The sequence below is a fragment of the Streptomyces sp. NPDC006510 genome, from assembly GCF_040611955.1.
In the GTDB taxonomy this organism is placed as follows: Bacteria; Actinomycetota; Actinomycetes; order Streptomycetales; family Streptomycetaceae; genus Streptomyces.
This window is the reverse complement of the sequence record NZ_JBEXPH010000159.1, coordinates 1-19,511: the sequence shown is the minus strand read 5'-3', so window position 1 is coordinate 19,511 and position 19,511 is coordinate 1. Positions and strand designations below refer to the sequence as shown.

The following is a 19,511-nucleotide window of genomic DNA, read 5'->3' as shown; positions in this document are numbered from 1 at the left end:
TGGGGCTGGGCCGGGTGCCCAGCCGCAAGGGCCGGGTTGTGACGGTGCTGGTCATGTGATGGTGCTCCGGCTTTCGCAGAGGTGGGCGGTGGGCCAGCTGGTGGTGCGCAGGGCGAGGTGAGGGACACCGGTGCAGTTCCGGCGCAGCATGGTGAACGTCACGGCCGGGTAGGCGGGTTGAGGGCGGTCATGGGCATGGTGGCCGGACCACCGGTGTGCCGGGCCAGGTCGGTGATACGCGCCGTGGCAGGTTCGCCAGGGCGGCAGGTCCTTGCAAGTCCTGCGAGTGAGGAGCGTTCCCGGCGAGCACGGCCCGCACAGCATCGACGACGGCCTCCGAGGCGGCGACAACCGCGCGCCGGGTATCGCTTCACGCAGGTGGGGGTCGAGGGTTTTCTCGCCGTCACGTACAGGGCCGTTGAGCCAGATGATCACGTACTCTCCACGGCTTCGGCGAGTGTCCCGCCGTGCTCAACGGCGGCCTGGACGAGCACGTCACGGCCACCGGAACACCATGCGCGAGACCGCTCTGTTCACTACATACCCGGTGAGCAGCAGACGATCGGGTGTGCCGGCCGGATGGATGGTCAGGCCCGGGCCCTCGCCGTCATGTACGTGACAGTCCCAGGTCCGCACCATGGCCGCCAACTGCTCGGCAAGCCCTGGCTCCTCATCCCGAAGACGTGGACCACCCCGGCCACCGGTCAGGTGCGCGCTGAACAAAGGGTGTGCGCGCAGCGAGAACAAAGCCGGCGGTCCACCGCTCGCGGCCTCGTCGCCGTCAGGTGGCCCGGCCTTGGCGGTGATCAGCCCCAGGGAGTCAGGCACGCCGGCCGCCTGCCGTCAGGTCCGGTGCCCCGTCGGGAACGCGGCCGGGCCACTGGAAGACGAGCCTTGCGAAGGGCTTGTCGAGCACATCACCAACCGGCAACCGATCGTCGGGAGTTCCGGCGGGGTGGACGGTCATCGGTGGGTAGCCGCTCTCGCGCACCTTCTGGTCCCAGGTGCGCACGCAGTCGGCGAAGCGTTCTGCCAGCTCGCCGGCGGCCGGGCCGTAGGCATGGACGAAGAACTCGGTGAGACGGTCGGCCGGATCCGGTGAGTCCTCGACCATACGATGGGTCAGGTAGGCGAGGGAGCCGTCCGCCAGCATCGCGGCAGCGTCCTGCTGCGCCACGAGCGTCGACCCCTCGGAGGCGGTCAGGCGGCAGAACCCCGGCAGCGTGGTTGCGGCGTAGACCTGCAAGGTCTCGAAGTTGAAGGTACCCCGGACCACGAGGCCAGTGGTGAGCTCGTGACGGGGCCCGCACAGCGCCTCATCGAGCCCGGCGGTGTCGCTGGGCGCCCCGTCCTCCCACCGCACGGTGACCTCGCCGCCGGCCAGAGAGACGGCGGGAGCGGTGCGGGCGGCGGCACCACGGTCCCGCACGAAACCGCAGTACGTCCAGTGCACGGTGTGCAGCACGTCTCCACGCCGCACCAACGTGAGCGAGCGGGTGTAGCCGCCCATCTCCAGCGGCACGACCAGCCGCGCTCCCTCCGCGAGCTGCTCCCGCCACGACGGTGCGATGTCGGCCGCGCTGTGGGTGATCATCAGCCCGTCGAACCCTCGGGCTGGGACGTGGCCGGGTGCGCCGAGACCACCGTCACCGAGGACGGCGGTGACCCGGCCGCTTCCGGCTTCCGCGCACAGCCGCTGCGTGCGGTGCACCACGTACGGGTCGATGTCCACGGTCACCACGCGGCCGCGGTCCCCGACCACGTGCGCGAGGAGCTCCGCGTTGTACCCGCCGGATCCGACCTCCAGCACGGTCATTCCCGGCTCCAGCCGGAGTTCCTCGATCATGTGGGCCTGCAGCCAAGCAGCCGAGACGGAACTGAGCGCGATGCGGGGCGACTCCCGGACCGTCACCACGGCGAGGTCGTCGTGGTAGGCCGTCTCCAGCACAGCCTCGGGAACGAACCGGTGCCGGGGCACCTCGCGCAGCGCGGCCTGGACTCTCGGGGAGGGGGCCCAGTTATTGCGGATCACGGTGTCTGCCATCCGGCCGCGCAGCCGGACGGCGTCGGCCGGCTCGCCGGGCACTGGTGGCACGGTGGTGGCGCACACGTAGGAGTGGACGGGCGGCAGCCCCGTCAGGACCCCGGGCCACACTGCGTTCAGGGCCTGCGCGCTGGGTGCAAAGATCTTCCCCAGGGTCGCCAGAGTGGGCAGGTCGTGCCACTCCCATCGCACGAAGCGGTGCGGTTCGGGCAGACCGAGTTCACCGCCCCAGCCGGTGAGGCGGACCACGGCGGTGACACGCCGCACATCCAGCCGGTCGTCGTGAAGGACCGTGACGACATGTGCGTCCTCCACACGCGCCGTCAGCCCGGTCTCTTCCGTCAACTCCCGCACGGCAGCCGCCGGTGCAGCTTCTGCTGTTTCGATCCTGCCGCCGGGCAGTTCCCACATCCCCCGGGTCGAGCGGCCCAGCAGGACCCGCCCGAATGCGTCGGTGACCACGGCCGCGGCACCGAGGACCGCTTGCGGGTCGGGCCGCAGCTTTCCTGCGCGCTGAACGACCCGCCCACGCCGCGCAGGACCAGCACAGCCAGACCCTCCGCGTCGAACCGCTCGACGTTCTCGAACCCGTCGGTGAGGGCCGGGAGTTCATCCTCGTCCAGTGCGATGTGGCGCCGCTCTGACGAGGTGTTCTCCGCGACCGGCGTGATGACGAGGAGCACACCGTCCTCACGCAGCAGTGCAGCCAGACGGCGCAGCACTCTGGCACGATCGCGGACGAAGGCGATGGACAGCCGGAGGGTGATCAGGTCGTAGCCGTCCTCGGCCAGGTCGGCCAGGTCGTCGTGTTCCACGTCCAGGCACAGCCAGCGCACCCCCTCCATGCCGGCATGCTCCGACCGAGCCCGCTCCAGGGCGCCTTCCGCGAAGTCGACGCCGTCGACGCTGTACCCGAGCGAGGCAAGGTATGCCGCCATCTCGCCAGTGCCGGAACAGGCATCCAGCGCGCGGCCGCCATCGCGTGCTCGACGAGCAGACTCCTCTCCTCGTCCCCGAGTCCTCGAAAGCCACGGCCCTCGCTGTAGTGCTCGGACCAGTCGGCCCGGGTGTATCCCACAGATCGCTCCTCATTCATAAAGGCCGGACGGTACGTCGTTACGGCATTTCAGCGGGGCCGTAAAGGGCGGCAGGCCGGTTTGCCTGCAGTGCCCAGTACCGGTCGCCATACGACCAATGCCACCATTCCGTCAAATAGTTGATCAGTCCGGCTTCCGAGAGCGCGATGGAAAGCGTGGTCCGGTTCGCTCTGGCCTTCGCCGAGATGTTGGCAGCGCCGGTATAGCAGGCGTTCTCGCTTTCCTCGGGGTTCGCGTTCATTTCCGTCCCCATATCCAATTCCTTGCCAGTCCGGTCGACAACAGTCAGGTCAACGGCGGACCCGGCGCTGTGCGGCGCGATCTCCGGGGGCGACACATAGCGGCTGGCTGCCACCCGGATGTCCTGCTGCGTCCAGCCCGGATTGGCCGTGCGCAGCTGCGCCGAGTACCGCTCGAAGTACGTCTGCTGCAGGTCCGGCGGCCGGTAGCCCTCGACGATGAGGAGACGCAGCCCGTCAGGAAGCCGGCGTTGTGCGTCCAGCAGCCGGTCGTGGACTCCCAGGCGCAGGTGCGCGAAAGCGCCGGCCGGGTCGGATCTGCGGGTGTCGGTGAGCAGCTCACCGCTCTGACGGACGTCGACCAGGGGCTCGCCGCAGTCCTCGACCGGAATCGCGGCCACGGACGGATCGGACATCAAGATGATCGTCATGACTTTTCCCTGTTCCATGAGACGAAGTTTTCGGGATTCACGTCACGTAGTTCAGTGTCGAGCAGGTTGCATATTTCGGAATGCCGCCTTGGCGATGGGGCAGGGTTCTCAGGTCGTGTGTGCGGGCAGCAGTGCAAGGCCGGTGTCGTGCATGATGCGTTCGACCGTTTCGGCGAGGCTGCTGTCGGCTCCGATTACGGTTTCGACCCCCTCCGGGAGAAGGTCGCGCTCTCGGTACCAGTCACGCAGTTCCCGCTCCGTGACATGGGCCAGATATTCCCGGTCAGCCTTTGAGGAATGCCGGGCGAGCGTCTCCTCGATGGGAATGTCGAGGTAGTAGCAGCGGGAGACTCCGCGGTGGTCGCAGAGCAGCCCCGAGAGCATGTCACCGTACCGGCCGGCGTGCAGGATCCCTTCGATCACCACGTGGTAGCCCGCGTCCAGGGCGTAGCGGGCGACCGAGTCGATCAGCCCGATGTTGGCGCCGTCAGGCACATCACGCTCCCTCAGCACGACCCTTCGCAGGTTGTCCTGCCCGACCACGGCCAGGCCGCGTCCGAACCGGTCGCGGATCCCGGCCGCGACCGAGGACTTGCCTGATGCCGAATTCCCCCGAACGACGACAAGCCGGGTGGCTTCACTCCCCACGTTCAGCTGTGGGCCCGGGGCGTACTGACGCTCCCCGGCGGCCGGACCGACCGGCCCCGGGACGACGGCCTGAACAGGGCGGTACCGGTCCGCTTCAGGGAGGTAGGGGACCGGGTCACCAGGATCCTGGAAGTGCACGGCCATCAACTCGCCATTGCGGTATGCGTCGAGCCCGGCCCGGCAGTAGGCAACCATGGGCGCCGGCAGGGCATCGAAAGGGAACCAGCCCATCGCGTCGCACACCGCCGGCTCAAGAACACGGGGTGTGCCCTGCCACGCGCGGACCTCGAAGAACATGCCGACCCGGGCCCCGCCACTGGGAGCACGGTGGTGCACCGTGACAGCGAAGCGGACATCGGCCGGGGCAATGATCAGGCCGGTCTCCTCCCGGGCTTCGCGAACGAGCGCCGTCACGGCGTCCTCGTGAGCACCGTCCAAATGCCCGGACGGGAAGTGCCAGAGTCCCGCCGCGTAAACGCTTCCGGCGCGGCGGGACAGCAGGACCTCCGGGCCCGCCGCGCCGTCGCGGCGCAGGATCAGATGGACGTCGACCGGCTCCTGGTGCCGCCGCTGCTGTCCGGTCATGACGCGGCCTTGGGCCTGCGTGCCAGAAGGACGGTGAACACCGCTTCCTCCTGCAACGTCCCGTCCTTTGCGTAGGTGTCGAGCAGGTGGTGGGCTTCGGCCTCGAACGCCTCGTGCCGTTCCTGGAAAAGGTCCGGGTGGGCAAAGGAGGTGCTGCGGAGATAACCGACGACTGCAGCGGGCGTCCAGGTACGGGCCACGGGGTAGCGGTGCTCGCTCACTTCGGTGAACGCCGATGCGGCGAGGTCCTCCTGGTACGAACGGCGGGGCTCGGTGTAGGTGGTGCGGGTGCCCGCCCGGCGCTCGGAGCCCAGATAGGCCTGGATCACCTCCCGCAGTGCACGGGTCCACTCCGCCTGGTGCGTCCACAGGCTCCCGTCGCCCATGATCGCCACCGCTGCGTCCGGGGCGGTGACCCGGTCCGCCATGTCCAGCACCGCCGGGCCGGGCATCCAGTGGTAGGACCGGCAGCAGGTGACCAAGGCCGGTCGCAGCACCGCTTCGCCAGGCTGCGGTGCGGGTGGTTGGTACTCGTCGGCCGTGGCGTGGACGAGGGTGAGGGTGCAGCGGCCGAGTACTGGAGCGAGTGCGGCCCGGGCCCGGTCCAGCATCTGCCGGCTGACGTCGACTGCCTCGATGTGCGCCAGATCGGGGACGGCGTGCCGCAGTGCGAGTGGCACCTGCCCGGTGCCGGTGCCCAAGTCCAGCAGCACCGGATCCGCGCGGCCGCGGAGGGTATCGGCCAGCAGCCGCACCGCGGCCTCCGGTACGCCGGGCCGGTAGCGGGCGTAGTCGGCGGCCGCTGCCGCGAACAGGGTTTCCTGGTCCGGCGACGGGGCCGGAACGCTTGAATGTGTCACGAGGCGGCTCTCTCATCGGATGGGCGGGGAACATGCAGGTGCCAGGCCAGGCGGCCGCATTCGGAGGCGGCCAGCTGCCCGCCGCCAGGCTCGAAGACCAGGCGGTATCGGTCGGGGGAGCCTGCCGCCCGCCATCGATCGGCGAGGTCCTGGATCTCTTTCCAAATGTCACGCGGACCGTGCGTGACGATATTCCAGCGCCGGCGGCTCAGCGGCTCCACGCGCAGCCACGACCCGCAGACAGGGGCGCCGATCACCAGGTGCTCGGCGCCGAAGTCCCGCACCAGGCCGCTCAGAAGGTGATCGGCCGCCAGCCACAGGCCCCGGTCGGTGTCCGCGGGCGGAGCCAGCATGCTCTGCTGCGTCCACTCGCCCGGCTCGGCGGTGATGCGCTGCCGGAACTCCTCGGTGAGCCAGATCCGTTCCATGCCGTGACCTGCCTGGTGGGCGAACTCCACGGCCCGCAGCTCGGCCCGGACCTGACCATCAAAGGTGCGCTCGACGACGGCCAGGGCCGGCCACGAGGGCGAGTCGGTGGTGACATGTACCAGCAGCCGGCCCCCGGGCGCCAGCTGCTCGACGAGGGCGGGCGGCACACTTGCCACGGTGTACGACACGAAGATCCGGTCGAACGGCGCACCAGCCGGACAGCCCTCGTCGCCCGACCCGCACACCGCTTCCGGCCGGAAGTCGAGACCGGCCAGCCGTGCAGCGGCCGCCTGCGTGAGGTGCCGGTCCCGGTCGAGAGTGACAACCCCCTGGTCACCACAGACCTGACAGGCCACCGCAGCCGTAACCCCCGCGCCCGTGCCGACATCCAGCACCCGCTGACCGGGCCGCAGATCCAGTTCGTCCATCAGCGACGCAGTCACGCCCATCACCGTGGACATCGATGTGATCGACACCCCCGACCGGGGACCGCGCGCCCGGCCGAGAACCTGCTCCCCGTCACACTGGACGAGCACACTGGCCCCGCCGTACAGCACCTTCGCGAGTTCCTCACGGTCCTGCGGCGCCGCCCAGTCCAGCAAGTCCCAGCGCCGCGGCTTCACCCCGTCCGCGGAACGCCGCACGTAGGCCTGCGGCATCAGCACCTCGCGACGCAGCACCAGCAGGGCCTCGCGCACGGGTCCGGGTCGGAGATCGCCCGATGCCTCAAGACGGGCCACCATCTCCTGCCGCGCGGCGGCCCACTCCGCCGCCCAAGGTGTGCCATGACGTGCCGACTCCGGTGCAGGGCACTGTTCGGGCCAGGGCCCGGACTTCGGTTGCGGAGCTGTCATCGGTGCTCACCAGCCCGTCGCGGTGTAGAGGCGGCCGTGGCTGATGCCGTCGATGGCGGCCCGGGTGTAGGGCACGACCTCGGTGGGGAGATCCTCCGGGCTCCACCATCGCCACTCCACGCACCGGTCGGGCTCCAGGACCTGCGGGGTGCCGGACCAGGTGCGGGCCCGGAACACGAGACCGATCCGCGGCCGGGCGGACGGGGAGTCGACCATGTGGACCAGGTGTACGAGCTCGACGTCCCCGGGCTTGATGATCAGCCCGGCTTCCTCTGCGGCTTCCCGTGCCAGGCAGCTGACCGCTTCTTCGCGCTCGCAGTGCCCGGCCAGAAAGTGCCATTGGTCCGGTGCGTACTTCGAGTCGGGGTGGCGCCGGCCGAGGAGGATCCGTCCGCGCTCGTCCTGGAGGTGGAGGTGGACACCCACGATGTGGAGTTCGGTTCCCTCTGGTGCCTCGTCGCGCAGCAGATGCCCACGGGCCGGCGGGTCGCCGGCCCGGGAGTGTTCGGCCGCGTGCCGGCGGATCAGGTCGCCGAGGCCGGGGCTCAGACGCAACCGGTCCAGCATGCCGGGGGTGAACCACCGCAGCAGCACGCCTTCCTGCAGGCCCACGGCGTCGGGATCACCACTCCAGACGGCTGTGTAGACCTGGACGGGGACGGCGAGACCGTCGATGCTCGTCGCCTCCTCCACTGCATACGGGGTCAGGTCCGCTACCTTCAGCCCCGGGGCTTCCTCGGTGAGTTCCCGCCATGCCGTTTCGTTCAGGCAGCGGTCGGCCGGCTCGCGCCCACCGCCCAGGAGGGCGAACACCCCCGGCTCCCAGATGCCGTCCAGCAGATCCCTCAGATGCAGCAGATAGCGGCCAGCCCCGTCATGGATCAGAACGGATGCGTTGACGGGTTGCGGCTGCCCGTCGAGCCCAAGGGCAGCCTCGGCGTTCAGAAGCTTGGCGCGCAGTGTCGGGGAGCTGACGTCGGCGAACGCGAGCCACCGGGCGCCGGAGACTTCCTTCTCTTGAAGCATGAGCGGCGGCGGCTGCTCGCCGGTGAGGTGGAAGACGAACCGGAAGTCGAAGTGCCGGTGTGCGGGTTCGCCCTTGTCCGGGTTGGCGGCGATGTCGTGGACGTCGATATCGACCGGCGCTCCGAGGAACTGCGGGGTCAGGCACAGATCCCCGGGGCGGATCCCGGTCTCCTCGCACCCTTCCCGCAGCGCCGCTGCCAGAAGCGTCCGGTCGTCCTCGACATGGCCGCCGGGGACGAGGAGCAGCCCAGTGCCCCTGTGGCCGATGTGCAGCACGCGCCGATCACGGTCGATGACGACCGCGCTGCAGGTGATGTGGCCGGGCAGTGTGGCACGACTGCACGGGTCGTCGGCACTGTCCAGGACAGACAGTAACCCGGACAGGGCCTCCCGCTCATCCGGATGCCGGTCCAGATATGCCTCGGCGGTCGTACGGATGTGGGAACAGGTGGGCGGCACGTCATCACCTCGAATGAGGGTGGGGTGGTTTAAAGAGCGCGGAGTGGAGGGCGAGTTCCCGTCGGCTCGGGGATCTGCAACGGCACTGGGGCGGCTCATGTGCGCGTCCCGTCCTTCTCGCCGTCCGGCTCGGTCGAGACCTGGTAGGACAGCAACTGCTTGAACAGACCGGGCTGCTGGGAGAGCTGCTGGTAGGTTCCCTCCTGCACGACCCTGCCTTCATCGAGCACGACGATCCGGTCGGCCACGGCGACATTGGTGATGCGATGGGTCACCAGCAGCACCACGCGGTCCCGGGCCAGGTCCCGCAGCCGCTGGAAGATCCGGTACTCCGCGCGGGGATCGAGGTTCGCGGTCGGCTCGTCGAGCACCAGCAATCCGGCCTCCCGGAAGAACGCCCTTGCCAGCGCGATGCGTTGCCACTGTCCCCCGCTGAGCTCCTCCCCGTTCAGCCATTCACGCGCGAGGAGCGTGTCCAGGCCGGCGCCGAGCTTGTCGACGACCTCATCGGCGCCGGCCGCCTCGCACGCCTCACGCACTGCCGCGTCGCCACGCTGTGTGGGCTGCCCCAGGGTCACGTTCTCGCGCACGTTCAGCGGCCAGTGGGCATAGTCCTGCGGCACCAGAGCCACCTGCTCCCACAACGCCAGAGGGTCGGCGTCACCGGTGGGCACCCCGTCCCACAGCACCTGCCCGCCGGTGGGCAGGTACAGGCCGCTGGCCAGCCTCGACAGCGTCGACTTGCCCGCCCCGTTGAATCCGACCAGGGCGGTGACCTCACCGCGGCGCAAGGTCAGCGACACGTCGGACAGCGCGTTGCCGTCCTTGCCCGAGTAGCCGTGGGTGACCGACTCGAACACGATCTTCTCCGGCGCCTTCGGACGGTGCGAACCCCGGCGCAGTCGGAACCCGCCGGCCTTGTCCAGGAAACCGCTCCAGTCGTCCATGTACAGGCCCGTGCGCACGGCGCGCGCCCCGACGGCCACAAGGCCCCGGACCGACTGTCCGACCGTCTGAAGAGCGAACACGGCCGTCCCCGCGTGCCCTACGCTGATGCGGCCGTTGGCCAGCAGCCACACGACCGCCGACCACACCACCGCCGAGCCCACGCCACCGCACAACGCGCCGACCAGGGACATACGGGCACCCGTGTCGGCCGCGGCCCGGTCCTCGCGGTTGATCCGGGCAACCGTCTGCCGGTACCGGCCGGACAGGAACGCGGCCATGGTGCCGGCGCGGATCTGATCGGCGGCCTCCCTGGTGAAGATGTGCCAACGCAGCACCGACAGCATCCGGTTGTCACCGTTGCTGCGGAGATTCGCCAGGTACCTCACCCGGGCGGCACTGACCTGGGCCAGCGCCTGAGGAAGGCTGGCCGCCACCAGGAGCGGGAGGAGGACCCAGTGCACACCTGCCAGCACGACGGCCCCGGCGAGGAAACTGGCACTCGACGCGATCAGGTCCTGGCCCTCGTCGATCAGATCCCCGGTGACCTGGGCCCCGCGGTCGGCGGCCTCGCGGTCGCGGTTGAAGTCGGGCTCGTCGTAGGCACACAACTCCGCCCCGGCACAGCCGGTGAGCAGCATCTGCTCGGCCTCGCGCGACATCAGCGGACCCAGCCGGGAAGACAGCCAGCTGACAGTGATCCCCAGGAGCGCACGCACACCGGAGGCACCCGCCAGCAGGGCCACCGACGGCCACGCCTGAAGAAGCCGGTGGTAGACGTCTCCACTGCTCAGCAGCGCGGTTAACGTACCGGCGATGGCGACCAGGCCCAGGGCCTGCATCACTCCGGCGACGGCCTGGCACAGCAGGAGACCGATGGTCGCCCGCCGGTCGACCTGCCAGGCGAGGGCCAGGGAGCGACGCACGAGTTGGGGCAGGCGCCGGGCCATGTCGCGCATCCGGATGGAACGCCCGGCCGCTTCACGGCTGCCGGTCAGATCGACGTACCGCATCTGCGGGGCGGAGACATCGGCCGCGGACTCGGTCTCGGGGGAGGAGCCGCTCGAAGCACCTTCTGGCCGAACGGGCGTTGTTGCTGCTCCGTTCCTGGAAGGGGTGGTGCGCGGTCCTGGCACATTGCGGGCCGAGGCATCGGGCTCGCTCATGCTTCCCACCCCGTATCCGGGACTGCTGAGGTACGGATGCTGCCGACGTTGAGCGTGATCGGGCCGGGCCGTTCGATTCCGGGAGGCCGGTTCGTGGGGGCGGGGCTGGGGTGCATGGTGTCCTCCGTCTGGGCGTCGGTGTGGCACGGGTGCACTAAAAACGTGGTTCACGGCTCGCCGTAACGGGTGACGGCGAGGGGGATTTTGGATGAGTGTGCGAATTTCGCCGTTCATGCCGGGCGCGCGGCGCCGGGGCATCTGAAACGTCTCCGTTCGATGGATGGTCACCCCTTCGGCCGCATCTGTCGCGGCTTTCCGGCCAACCTGAAACCCTTGCCGCCCCGTGCAGCAACTGCGCCGTCCAGTGGGCGCCACGAGGCGTCACGGGGGCGGCAATGGCCCGATTCTGTGTGGCCGCACCCAGGCCGCGGAACGGGCGTGCCAGGCTGCCGACCCCGAGGCGCACTCACCCGCCCCGGACCCTGCCGAGGAGCGCCCATGCCGAACGACGACACATCCACCCACGAGGTGTCCACCGGCGGATGCCTGTGTGGACACATCCGCTTCGAAGCGACCGGAGAGCCATACGACCCCCACGTGTGCGCCTGCCCCCACTGCGCCCGTCTGTCCGGCGGTCCGCTCATGGCCTGGGTCGGCTTCCGCAGGACCGCCTTCAGCTGGACCGGGCCCGGGACGCCCCGCTCGTACCGGTCCTGGCCCACGATGGAGCGCTGGTCCTGCCCCAAGTGCAGCACGCCGCTCGGGGCGGCGGCCGACGGTGAGGAGTACCTCGGGATCTGCCTGTCGGCCCTGGACAACGGCCCCGAGATCATTCCCGTCGGGCATAGCTTCCGCCATAACACTCCCGGGTGGCTTCCGCCCATCCCTTCCACCCTGGCGCTGCCCTGAACTGACGGACGGGTGCCTGGTGTGGCGTTGTCGGCGCCGAGGCGCAGCACATACGAGCAGCCAGCACGCCGCCCATCCATGATCGGCGGATTCGCCCGGCGCCGATGCGGCGAGCTCTCCTTCCTCGTCGGCCGGCCTGCGATCGGCCTTGACCTTGTCCACTGCGAGGTGTGGCCGAAAGCCTCGTTTTCCCTGGCCGGCGGCGAATTGAAAGACTGGTGGGCGATACCGACGTGGATCGCCGCCGGCGCCCGGTCAGGACGGTCGGCGGGGTCCGCTGTCCCAGGAAGGGACGCTGGGCATCAGGCCCGAATAGGAACGAGCCAGGACGCACGAAGCAGCTCGTCGGATTGTTGCCGTAGCCCATCTCCGCGCGGAAGCCCTCCATCTTGTTGTGCTGCCTCAACGTCGGCTACGCGGTGCCGGTGCACCTCATCGGCGGTCGTACGGGACACCCACCATGCGACAACCGGCACCGCGGTGCACGCCACAGCAACCGCCGTCCACACCAACCAGCGTGTACCGGAACCGGCGCTCTCGATCCGCAGGAGGTATGCAGATACGACGGTCAGCATCAGCACCGCCAACGGCGGAAGAACGGCAAGCACCCCCGCCCCGGCGACCGGCTATAGGGGAGGCCGGCCGGGCGGCGAGGACGCACGGAGGCGGCAATGACCGAACCATGCCGGTACCTCCTCCTGGCTGAGTCGCCTCTGCAGCGCTCGGTAGGGGGGACAGCACCCTCGACGATCGCAGTCGCAGTCACGGGTAAAGGTTCCTCGGGGAGTGAAACCGGAGCTTCGGGGACCAGGGTCACCGCAGGGTGCCTGACGTCCGAAGCCCCGGTGGCTAGGGGCGAATGACGGACAGGGGCGACGCCCCGGCACGTCGAACTGCCAGTATGTCTTGACCACTTGGGAGCTGATCACCAGCCTGCCCTGCCGTCATCTGTCGGGCCAGATGCACGGGGGCTCATATCGAGGGTCATTCAGATCCGCCTTCCACCACGCGGCAGGCGGCCTCAAATCTGCGCATATCTGGGCTAATTGCCTGTAGGTGGGTCGCCTCCTCGTGGGAATGACCCCCGATATGAGCCGGTGGGCAGCTGGAGTTCTCGTTCAGAGGAGTGCGACGGTGAGAGCGGGGCTGACGAGAGCCGTGCTCCGCCCCACTTCTCTTCAGATTCCCGGGACCACTGCCTCAGCGCTCTGCTGCACCACGGCGAGCTGAGCTGGAGCCCTGTCCTTCGCGATGAGAGCGAGCCCCGTCGTGTCCGCTTCACACCTGCCCCGGCGCCGCCTGGTCGCCGGATGGGACGAGCACCCTCTCGGTGCCGGTTGCCGGCCCATCGGGGGGCCGGCAACCAACCTGGGCCGCGCTGCGGGCTGGGCCGCCGTGGGCGACGACCGCGCGGTCGACGCCCTCCTGCGTGCCCACGCGGAGGGCGCGACGGTCTTCGACACTGCGGACGTCTTCGGCCTCGGGCACTCCCAACGGCTGCTGGGCCGCATGCTGGCCCAGGTGCCCCGCGCAAGCGTCCGGATCACCAGCACCGTCGGGGCTTTCCGGGGCACCGGCGTCAACGCCTACCGCTCCTTGAACCTGCACAGCCAGGTGGAGCAGAGCCTTGAAATCCTCGGCGTGGAATGGCTGGACGTCCTGACGCTGCACCACGTCGACTTCGGCCCCCGCGATGAGTTCTTCCAGGAGGCGCGGGAGACGCTGGAGGCCCTGCGCGACCTCGGCAGGGTCAAGGCGCTCGGCATGCGGGCGCCGCACCGGCTGGCGGTCTCCGTGCGCCCATGCGACCGCCGCCGGGGCAGCGCGACCCGGTTCGCCTTCCTCGTGCAGCAGTTCGACCCCAAGGTCATCGTCACCTCCTTCAGCCCACTCAGCCAGTTACCCGCACCCGGGCGCGAGGCCAGCGACTGCGGCGAGGAGGGCGTGTTCGACTTCGCCCGCCGCCACGGCGTCGCTACCGTGATCACCGAGCCGCTGGGGCTGGGCCTGCTCACCGGCGAGCACCGTCCGGGTACGGTCTTCGGCCCCGGAGACGTCCGCTCGCGCCTCACAGCGCCGGTCCTGGCCGCCGTCGAGCGAGGCTTGCAGCCCCTGCGGAACCGATTCGGCTCCACCGCGCACGACCTGGTCCGGGTCGCCCTCCACCACTGCCTCCGGCGCTGCCCGGACTCGATCGTCCTGGCTGGATTCGCCAGTCCACAGCAGGTGGCGGCGAACTATCAGGGTCTCCAGTCCGAGCTGAGCGAAGCGGACCACGAATTCGTCGACGCCGCCTACGCGGCCCTGCGCGCCGAGCTGGAGGCGGCCAGCCAGCCCCGCTCCAAGGAAACGGCGTCCGTGCCGTGCACCCCCGGCGCAAGGCGGCCCGCCCAAGAAGCCGAGGAGCGATGACGCGCCGTGCGGACCACCAGGGGGAAGGCACCGTGAGCCCGGACAACACCACCTGGATGGCCTACGCCATCGGCCTCGCGCAACTGCGGCCCCAGCCAGGCCGACGGGTCGGCGCGGCCCTGGTCTCCGAGCGCGGCCAGCTGCTCTGCTCCGCCTTCGACGGCGAGGAGCACGGCACGTCCTGGCTCCGGACTCTGCGGCGCAAGATACGCGAACTCGGACACTCCAGCGCGCACAGCCTCTACCTGACGATCAACACCCTGGCGTTGGACGGGTCGTTCGAGCTGGCCGAGCTCTTGGCGGACACGCGAATCGACACGGTGCACATCGGGTTGCCGGACCCCGCGCTGACGAGCTACCTCAGCGGCGATCCCGTCACCGAGCGAGGCCACGTGCTCCGCTTCCCAGACCAGCTCCAGCGGCAGATTCTGACCCAGAATCAGGGCCTCTACGCGGCGAGCGAGCAGAGCATCGAGTGCAACCCCCACTACTCCAGCCACCGCATCAGCGACGCCGTCACCACCACGCTGATGGCGATGGGCTTCGCGCTGACCAAGGACGACGTCAACGCCCACCGGGGGAGGGCAGCGCTTGCCCACCTCGTCTGCCAACGGTACGAGGCCGAGTACAAGGAGGCGGACCGCGCCGTCGGCGACGCTCTGGCCGCGGCGTTCGACGCGAAGTACGGCACCTACGACTACGTGTACGACGCCCGAACGGCCAACCCGGGCTGGGCCGACGACTTCTCAGCGGTCTACCGGGGGGCGTCCAGCCGGCCCTTGTCCGGCCTCAACATTCTCAACGTCGGCGTCGGCGCCGGCCACGAAGCGGAGGTCCTCTTCGCTGACTGCCCGCAGATCACCTTCGCCGACATCGCCGAGAGCGGCCTCGCGCACGTACACAGGCGCATGCCCCGTTCGAGGGCCGTCATCTCCAGCGCCGAGGACCTGTCCGCCCTGCCGGACGACAGCTTCGATCTGTACGTCTCATTGAGGACGTACAACTCGTCATTCTTCGACACCTCCGCAGCTGCCTCGGAGGCGCACAGGGTACTGAAGCCCGGCACGGTGATTATCGTCTCTGTGGCCAACGGGTTTCTGTATACTCAGCGCGGCTGCGTCGTGCCCGGACTGATAATCCCCGGAACTGAATTCGTCGACCTCTATCGCGGAATGGAAACAGCGAATTCAGTCGGCGCGCAGCTTGAAAGTGCTGGATTCAAAGATGTTCGAATTCTCCCCACCGGCACCGAGATCTACCTGTCGGCGGTCACCGTCTAACGCCTCCGCCCGCCCGGTTCTCGACGCGGCGCCCGTTGCACGGGAATGCCCGACCGTCCCGGTCGGGCGGCCGGGGCGGCCCGAGGGGGACACGGAGGGAGCAGCGTGAAGGGAAGGGCTTCTGCAATGAACGGGCGAACGACGGTTGCCGATCGCATCCTGCAGTTCAACGAGGGACTCGCGAGGGTGCAACTCGACCTGCCCCCCGGGTTCAGGGCCGTCAACCCGTTCACCGGCCCCCAGAGAGAGCGCGTCCGCGAGGTGACGTCCGCGTTCTACCGCCGGTATTACGACGACGACAGACCTCGCCGGCTGGTCCTGGGCAGCTCGCCCGCCCGGCGGGGCACGGCCGTGACCGGGGTCCCGTTCGAAGACGCCAAGCTCCTCGAAAGCGACACGGGAGTCGACGTCTCCGACGGCTACGCGGTGAGCCGGCCCTCCTCCGGGTTCCTGCACGACGTCATCGCGCGCTACGGGGGACGGCCGCAGTTCTACGCCGACTTCGTTATGAGCTTCGTGTGCCCGCTCGGCCTGGTGAAGACGACCTCCCAGGGCAGAGAGGCCAACGCCAACTACTACGAGAACAAGGAACTGCTGCGGCTCCTGGAAGAATTCCTCGTGGACGCCCTGGAGCGTCAGCTGGAATTCGGCACCGACACCTCGGTGTGCTACAGCATCGGCAGCAGCGGAAACTTCAAATTCCTCACGAAGGTGAACGAAGACCGGGGTTTCTTCAAGGAGATCGTTCCCTTGGAGCACCCGCGATTTATCACGCAGTACAACGGCGACAGAAAGGAAGAGTTCGCCGAGAAATACCTCCGTGCTCTGCGCGGAGAAGGCGACTAGCAGCGGCACCCTCGGCCAGCCCCCGGCTGAGGGCACCCACCGCGACGGATCGAGAAGAAGGAGAACAGCACCGTGGTGTCAGAAGGCAGGATCCTGGTCCACTTCGGTTCGGAGCGCGTCAGCGTCCACCGCCACCAGGGCGGGGCGCTGCACCTGCTCACGAAGGACCCGCTTCCGTTCGCAGCCGGCCTCGACGGTGAGGCGCTGGCGGAGCGCGTCGGCGAGTTCTGCGCCGGGCTCACGCAGTACGCGGAGGCCGTCGACAATAGGACCACGCGGGTGCACGCCACCGGGATCTTCCAGCAGCTCCCGCAGCCGGAGGCGGCCGCGCTGGTCAACAGCGTCTACGTCGACACGGGCCTGTTCTTCAACATCGTGGGGGCCGGCCTGGAGCGGTTCTACTGGGATACGGCCATGTCCGCCTGCGGTTCGGAGGAGATGGTGGAAGGCATGGTCCGGCGTGAGTTCCGGACGGCCGTCGTCTGCGGGTCCTTCCAGCAGTCGCTGGGGCCCATCGAGGCGACCATCGCCCGGCTGCGCGAGAGCGGCACCGAGGTGCTCAGCCCCCGCAGCACCAGGATCAAGCCGGAGACCGAGGGCACCGACTTCATCCTCTTCGACTACCAGGTCCGGCTGAAGAACCACCGCGACACGTGGCGGCACAAGTACGTGCACATGGACGCGTTCCGGCAGGCCGACGCTGTCGTGGTGTGCAACCCGGGCGGTCGCGTCGGCAGCGGCACCGTCTTCGAGCTCGGCTTCATGTCCGCACTCGGCAAGAGGGTCATCTTCACCGAGGAGCCCCAGGGAGTGTCCGTCTCCTTCCCCTGCGAGGTCGGCTTGGGGGCCTGAGAACACCCTGCCGCGGGGCTGCCCTCGTCCCGGTGGGCACAGCCCCGACGGCAGACCCTCGGCTTGCTCTCTCCGTCCACCCCGATCCCGCTGCTCGGCTACGTAGATACGGAAAGGACCCTTGCCGGTGGAACCCATCGACATGATCAACACGGTGCGCGACATACACGACAAGCTGCGGGAGATCGTGGCCTCGGTCCTGGAAGTGGATCAGGACGCCGTCGAGCCGGGTGCCCTGTTCTACGAGGACCTCGGCATGAGCTCCCTGGAGAAGACCGAGGTCGTGGTCGCGGTCGAGCGCCAGTACGGGCCCCTGTCTGCCCAGGAAGCAGCCGCCTTCACCAGCCTGGATGCCGCGGCGGCCGTGCTCGTCGAGCGGACGGGGACCCGCCAGGACATCGACCTGGTCGACCTCCTGGTGGCGGGCCACGTCGGTTCCGGCCGCGGTGACCGGACCGCCTACCTCGACCCTCAGGCCGGGGAGGTCACCTATGCGGGACTGCTGGAGGCGGCCCGCGGGTACGCGGGCGCGCTGCAGGCCGCAGGCGTGCCCGGGGGCGCCCGCGGCCTGCTGGTCGCCGACGACTCCGTGGCGACCGTGGCCGCTGTGCTGGGCCTGTGGTGGCACGGCTGCGTCCCCGTGGTGATCAGCCCGGTGCTCACCGACGCCGAGGTGCGCTACATCGCGGAGGACTGCGCCGCTGCAGTGGTGCACCTGGACGCGGCCCCCGCGCGGCAGCTCGCCCTGGAGGAGCTGTTCGCCACGGCCATCCGGTTCGCCGGCGCGGACGTCCGCGCTGGCCTGGCGACGGCCCAGGCTGGCCCTGCGTGCCAGCCCGAGCATGCCGGGCCTGCGGCCGTGTGGAGCGCGGGCGGTGAGGCGCTCGTGCAGTACACCTCCGGCAGCACCGGCATGCCCAAGGGGGTGCGGCACTCGGCGGGCGCGATCGCGGCCATGGCCGACGGCGTCGGCACGGTCCTGGCGCTGGCCGAGCAGGACACCGTGCTGTCCAGCGCCCGGATGTCGTTCGGCTTCGGCTTCGGCAGCTCCGTCCTGTGCCCCCTGGCGGCCGGCGCCCGCGTCGCGCTCATCAGTGGCTCCGTTGACGTCCACTCCCTGGCCGCCGCGTTGCAGCTCCACCGGCCCACTGTGCTGTTCTCCGTTCCGCGGCTGTACGCGGCGCTGCTGAACGCTTCCGGGACGGTGCTCGCCCCGGGCAGCGTCGACTCCGTGCGGCTGTGCGTGGCGGCGGGCGAAAACCTGCCCGGCCCGCTCGGTGAGCGGATCCGCGCCGTCTTCGGCGCCGAGCTGCTCAACGGCCTCGGCGCGACCGAGGTCCTCTACATCGTCGTCGGCACCCAGCCGGGAGAGGATCGGCCGGGGACCTTCGGAGTGCCGGTGCCCGGGATCACCGCGACCGTCCGCGCGGCGGTCGGCACGCCCGTCGCGGACGGGGAGCAGGGGCGGCTGCACATCGCTGGTCCGACCGTCGCCCTGGGCTACATCGGCCGGCCGGAGGCCGCGGCGGCGACCTTCGCCGACGGTGGCGCCTACACCGGCGACGTCGTGTGCCGCGCGCCGGACGGCACGTTCATCCACCTGTGCCGCGCCGATGACGTGCTCAACCTGGGCGGCTACAAGGTGGTGCCCAGCGAGATCGAGAGCGTCGTTCGCAGTGTCGACGGGGTCCAGGACTGCGTGGTGGTCGGCGGCCTCGACGCCGACGGCCTGGAGCAGGCGGTGGCGTACCTGGTGGCCGGGCCCGGCTCCGAGGTGGCCGTGGTGCGGCGCGCGGTGCTCGCCGCGATCCGCGGCGGTCTTGCCGCCTACAAGCGGCCCGCCCGCCTCGAGTTCCTCAACCAACTCCCGACCACCTCGACCGGCAAGGTGGCCGCCTTCGAGCTGAGGAAGGCGGCCAGCCGAGCGTGACGTGGGACATCACGGGCATGGCGGCCGTCGCCAACGTCGGCGCCACCTCCGGGGAGATCTTCGCCGCGCTGTGCGCGGGTCAGGAGAGCCGCACGCCGCTGAGGGCGTTCGACCCGGCCAAGTACCGGGCGGCCTACGCCTACGAGATCGACGACCGGCCCGAGGGCGGCGGCGATCTGCCGGGGCGTGCCACCCGCTGGTTGACCACCGTCGTCCGCCAGGCGGCCGCCGACGCGGGCTTGGGCGAGGACCTGGCCCAGGTGCCCGTTCTGGTCGGCACGACCATGCGCGAGCAGCGAAGCCTCGAACTGTGGTGGCGCGACGGCGCGCAAGTCGCCGTCGAGGACCTGCACTTCGGCACCGCACTGAAGGCGGAGTTCGGGACGTGCACCACGTACACCTTCGCCAACGCCTGCTCCGCCTCGCTGTACGCGCTCGGCATGGCCACGGACATGATCGACCTCGGCTTGGCCGACACCGTCGTCGTCGCGGGCACCGA

15 protein-coding genes and 1 pseudogene are annotated in these 19,511 nt (G+C 69.7%); 7 read left to right on the top strand and 9 right to left on the bottom strand.

Annotation, left to right across the window (positions count from 1 at the left end; translation table 11 throughout):
• Window positions 1–820: 820 nt before the first annotated feature.
• The 9 genes and pseudogenes from fxlM to ABZY11_RS33385 form a co-directional block, all read right to left on the bottom strand.
• A complete protein-coding gene (fxlM, locus tag ABZY11_RS33425; protein ID WP_356482757.1) occupies window positions 821–2,476 on the bottom strand; it encodes a methyltransferase, FxLD system in 1,656 nt (551 codons plus the stop codon).
• On the bottom strand, window positions 2,386–2,982 hold the full coding sequence (locus tag ABZY11_RS33420; RefSeq protein WP_356482754.1) for a class I SAM-dependent methyltransferase: 597 nt from the start codon (window positions 2,980–2,982) through the stop codon (window positions 2,386–2,388). The genes fxlM and ABZY11_RS33420 overlap by 91 nt, the downstream gene beginning before the upstream one ends.
• A 178-nt stretch (window positions 2,983–3,160) precedes the next feature.
• On the bottom strand, window positions 3,161–3,811 hold the full coding sequence (locus ABZY11_RS33415) for a M15 family metallopeptidase (RefSeq protein ID WP_356482753.1): 651 nt from the start codon (window positions 3,809–3,811) through the stop codon (window positions 3,161–3,163).
• A gap of 108 nt (window positions 3,812–3,919) precedes the next feature.
• Window positions 3,920–4,459: an AAA family ATPase gene (locus tag ABZY11_RS33410; protein WP_356482756.1), complete on the bottom strand. Its 540-nt coding sequence runs from the start codon at window positions 4,457–4,459 to the stop codon at window positions 3,920–3,922.
• A gap of 207 nt (window positions 4,460–4,666) precedes the next feature.
• Window positions 4,667–5,044 (bottom strand): annotated as a pseudogene (locus tag ABZY11_RS33405) (NUDIX domain-containing protein); the annotation flags it as partial.
• Window positions 5,041–5,904, bottom strand: a complete 864-nt coding sequence (locus tag ABZY11_RS33400) for a class I SAM-dependent methyltransferase (RefSeq protein WP_356482752.1) — start codon at window positions 5,902–5,904, stop codon at window positions 5,041–5,043. The pseudogene ABZY11_RS33405 and the gene ABZY11_RS33400, both read right to left, overlap by 4 nt.
• Window positions 5,901–7,076, bottom strand: coding sequence for a protein-L-isoaspartate O-methyltransferase (locus ABZY11_RS33395; RefSeq protein ID WP_356482751.1), 1,176 nt, complete (start codon window positions 7,074–7,076; stop codon window positions 5,901–5,903). Before ABZY11_RS33395 ends, ABZY11_RS33400 begins: the two co-directional genes overlap by 4 nt.
• Window positions 7,077–7,193: 117 nt before the next feature.
• Window positions 7,194–8,672: an NUDIX domain-containing protein gene (locus tag ABZY11_RS33390; RefSeq protein WP_356482750.1), complete on the bottom strand. Its 1,479-nt coding sequence runs from the start codon at window positions 8,670–8,672 to the stop codon at window positions 7,194–7,196.
• Window positions 8,673–8,767: 95 nt separating this feature from the next.
• Entirely contained in the window at window positions 8,768–10,630 is a 1,863-nt protein-coding gene (locus tag ABZY11_RS33385) for an ABC transporter ATP-binding protein (protein ID WP_356482755.1), read from the bottom strand.
• Between the two features lie 651 nt (window positions 10,631–11,281).
• Between ABZY11_RS33385 and ABZY11_RS33380 the strand changes: the two genes are divergently transcribed.
• From ABZY11_RS33380 to ABZY11_RS33350, 7 genes are all read left to right on the top strand, one after another.
• A complete protein-coding gene (locus ABZY11_RS33380) occupies window positions 11,282–11,692 on the top strand; it encodes a GFA family protein (protein WP_356482749.1) in 411 nt (136 codons plus the stop codon).
• 1,269 nt (window positions 11,693–12,961) lie between these two features.
• Window positions 12,962–14,104: an aldo/keto reductase gene (locus ABZY11_RS33375; protein WP_356482748.1), complete on the top strand. Its 1,143-nt coding sequence runs from the start codon at window positions 12,962–12,964 to the stop codon at window positions 14,102–14,104.
• Between the two features lie 32 nt (window positions 14,105–14,136).
• Entirely contained in the window at window positions 14,137–15,384 is a 1,248-nt protein-coding gene (locus ABZY11_RS33370) for a methyltransferase domain-containing protein (RefSeq protein ID WP_356482747.1), read from the top strand.
• 105 nt (window positions 15,385–15,489) lie between these two features.
• Window positions 15,490–16,230 carry a uracil-DNA glycosylase family protein gene (locus ABZY11_RS33365; RefSeq protein ID WP_356482746.1) on the top strand — a complete coding sequence of 247 codons (741 nt, stop codon included), beginning with the start codon at window positions 15,490–15,492 and terminating at the stop codon, window positions 16,228–16,230.
• A 72-nt stretch (window positions 16,231–16,302) separates the two neighbouring features.
• Window positions 16,303–17,082: a nucleoside 2-deoxyribosyltransferase gene (locus ABZY11_RS33360; protein ID WP_356482745.1), complete on the top strand. Its 780-nt coding sequence runs from the start codon at window positions 16,303–16,305 to the stop codon at window positions 17,080–17,082.
• Window positions 17,083–17,209: 127 nt separating this feature from the next.
• Window positions 17,210–19,012, top strand: coding sequence for an AMP-binding protein (locus ABZY11_RS33355; protein ID WP_356482744.1), 1,803 nt, complete (start codon window positions 17,210–17,212; stop codon window positions 19,010–19,012).
• Window positions 19,009–19,511: beta-ketoacyl synthase N-terminal-like domain-containing protein (locus tag ABZY11_RS33350; RefSeq protein ID WP_356482743.1), on the top strand; the 503-nt coding region annotated here is incomplete at its 3' end. The genes ABZY11_RS33355 and ABZY11_RS33350, both read left to right, overlap by 4 nt.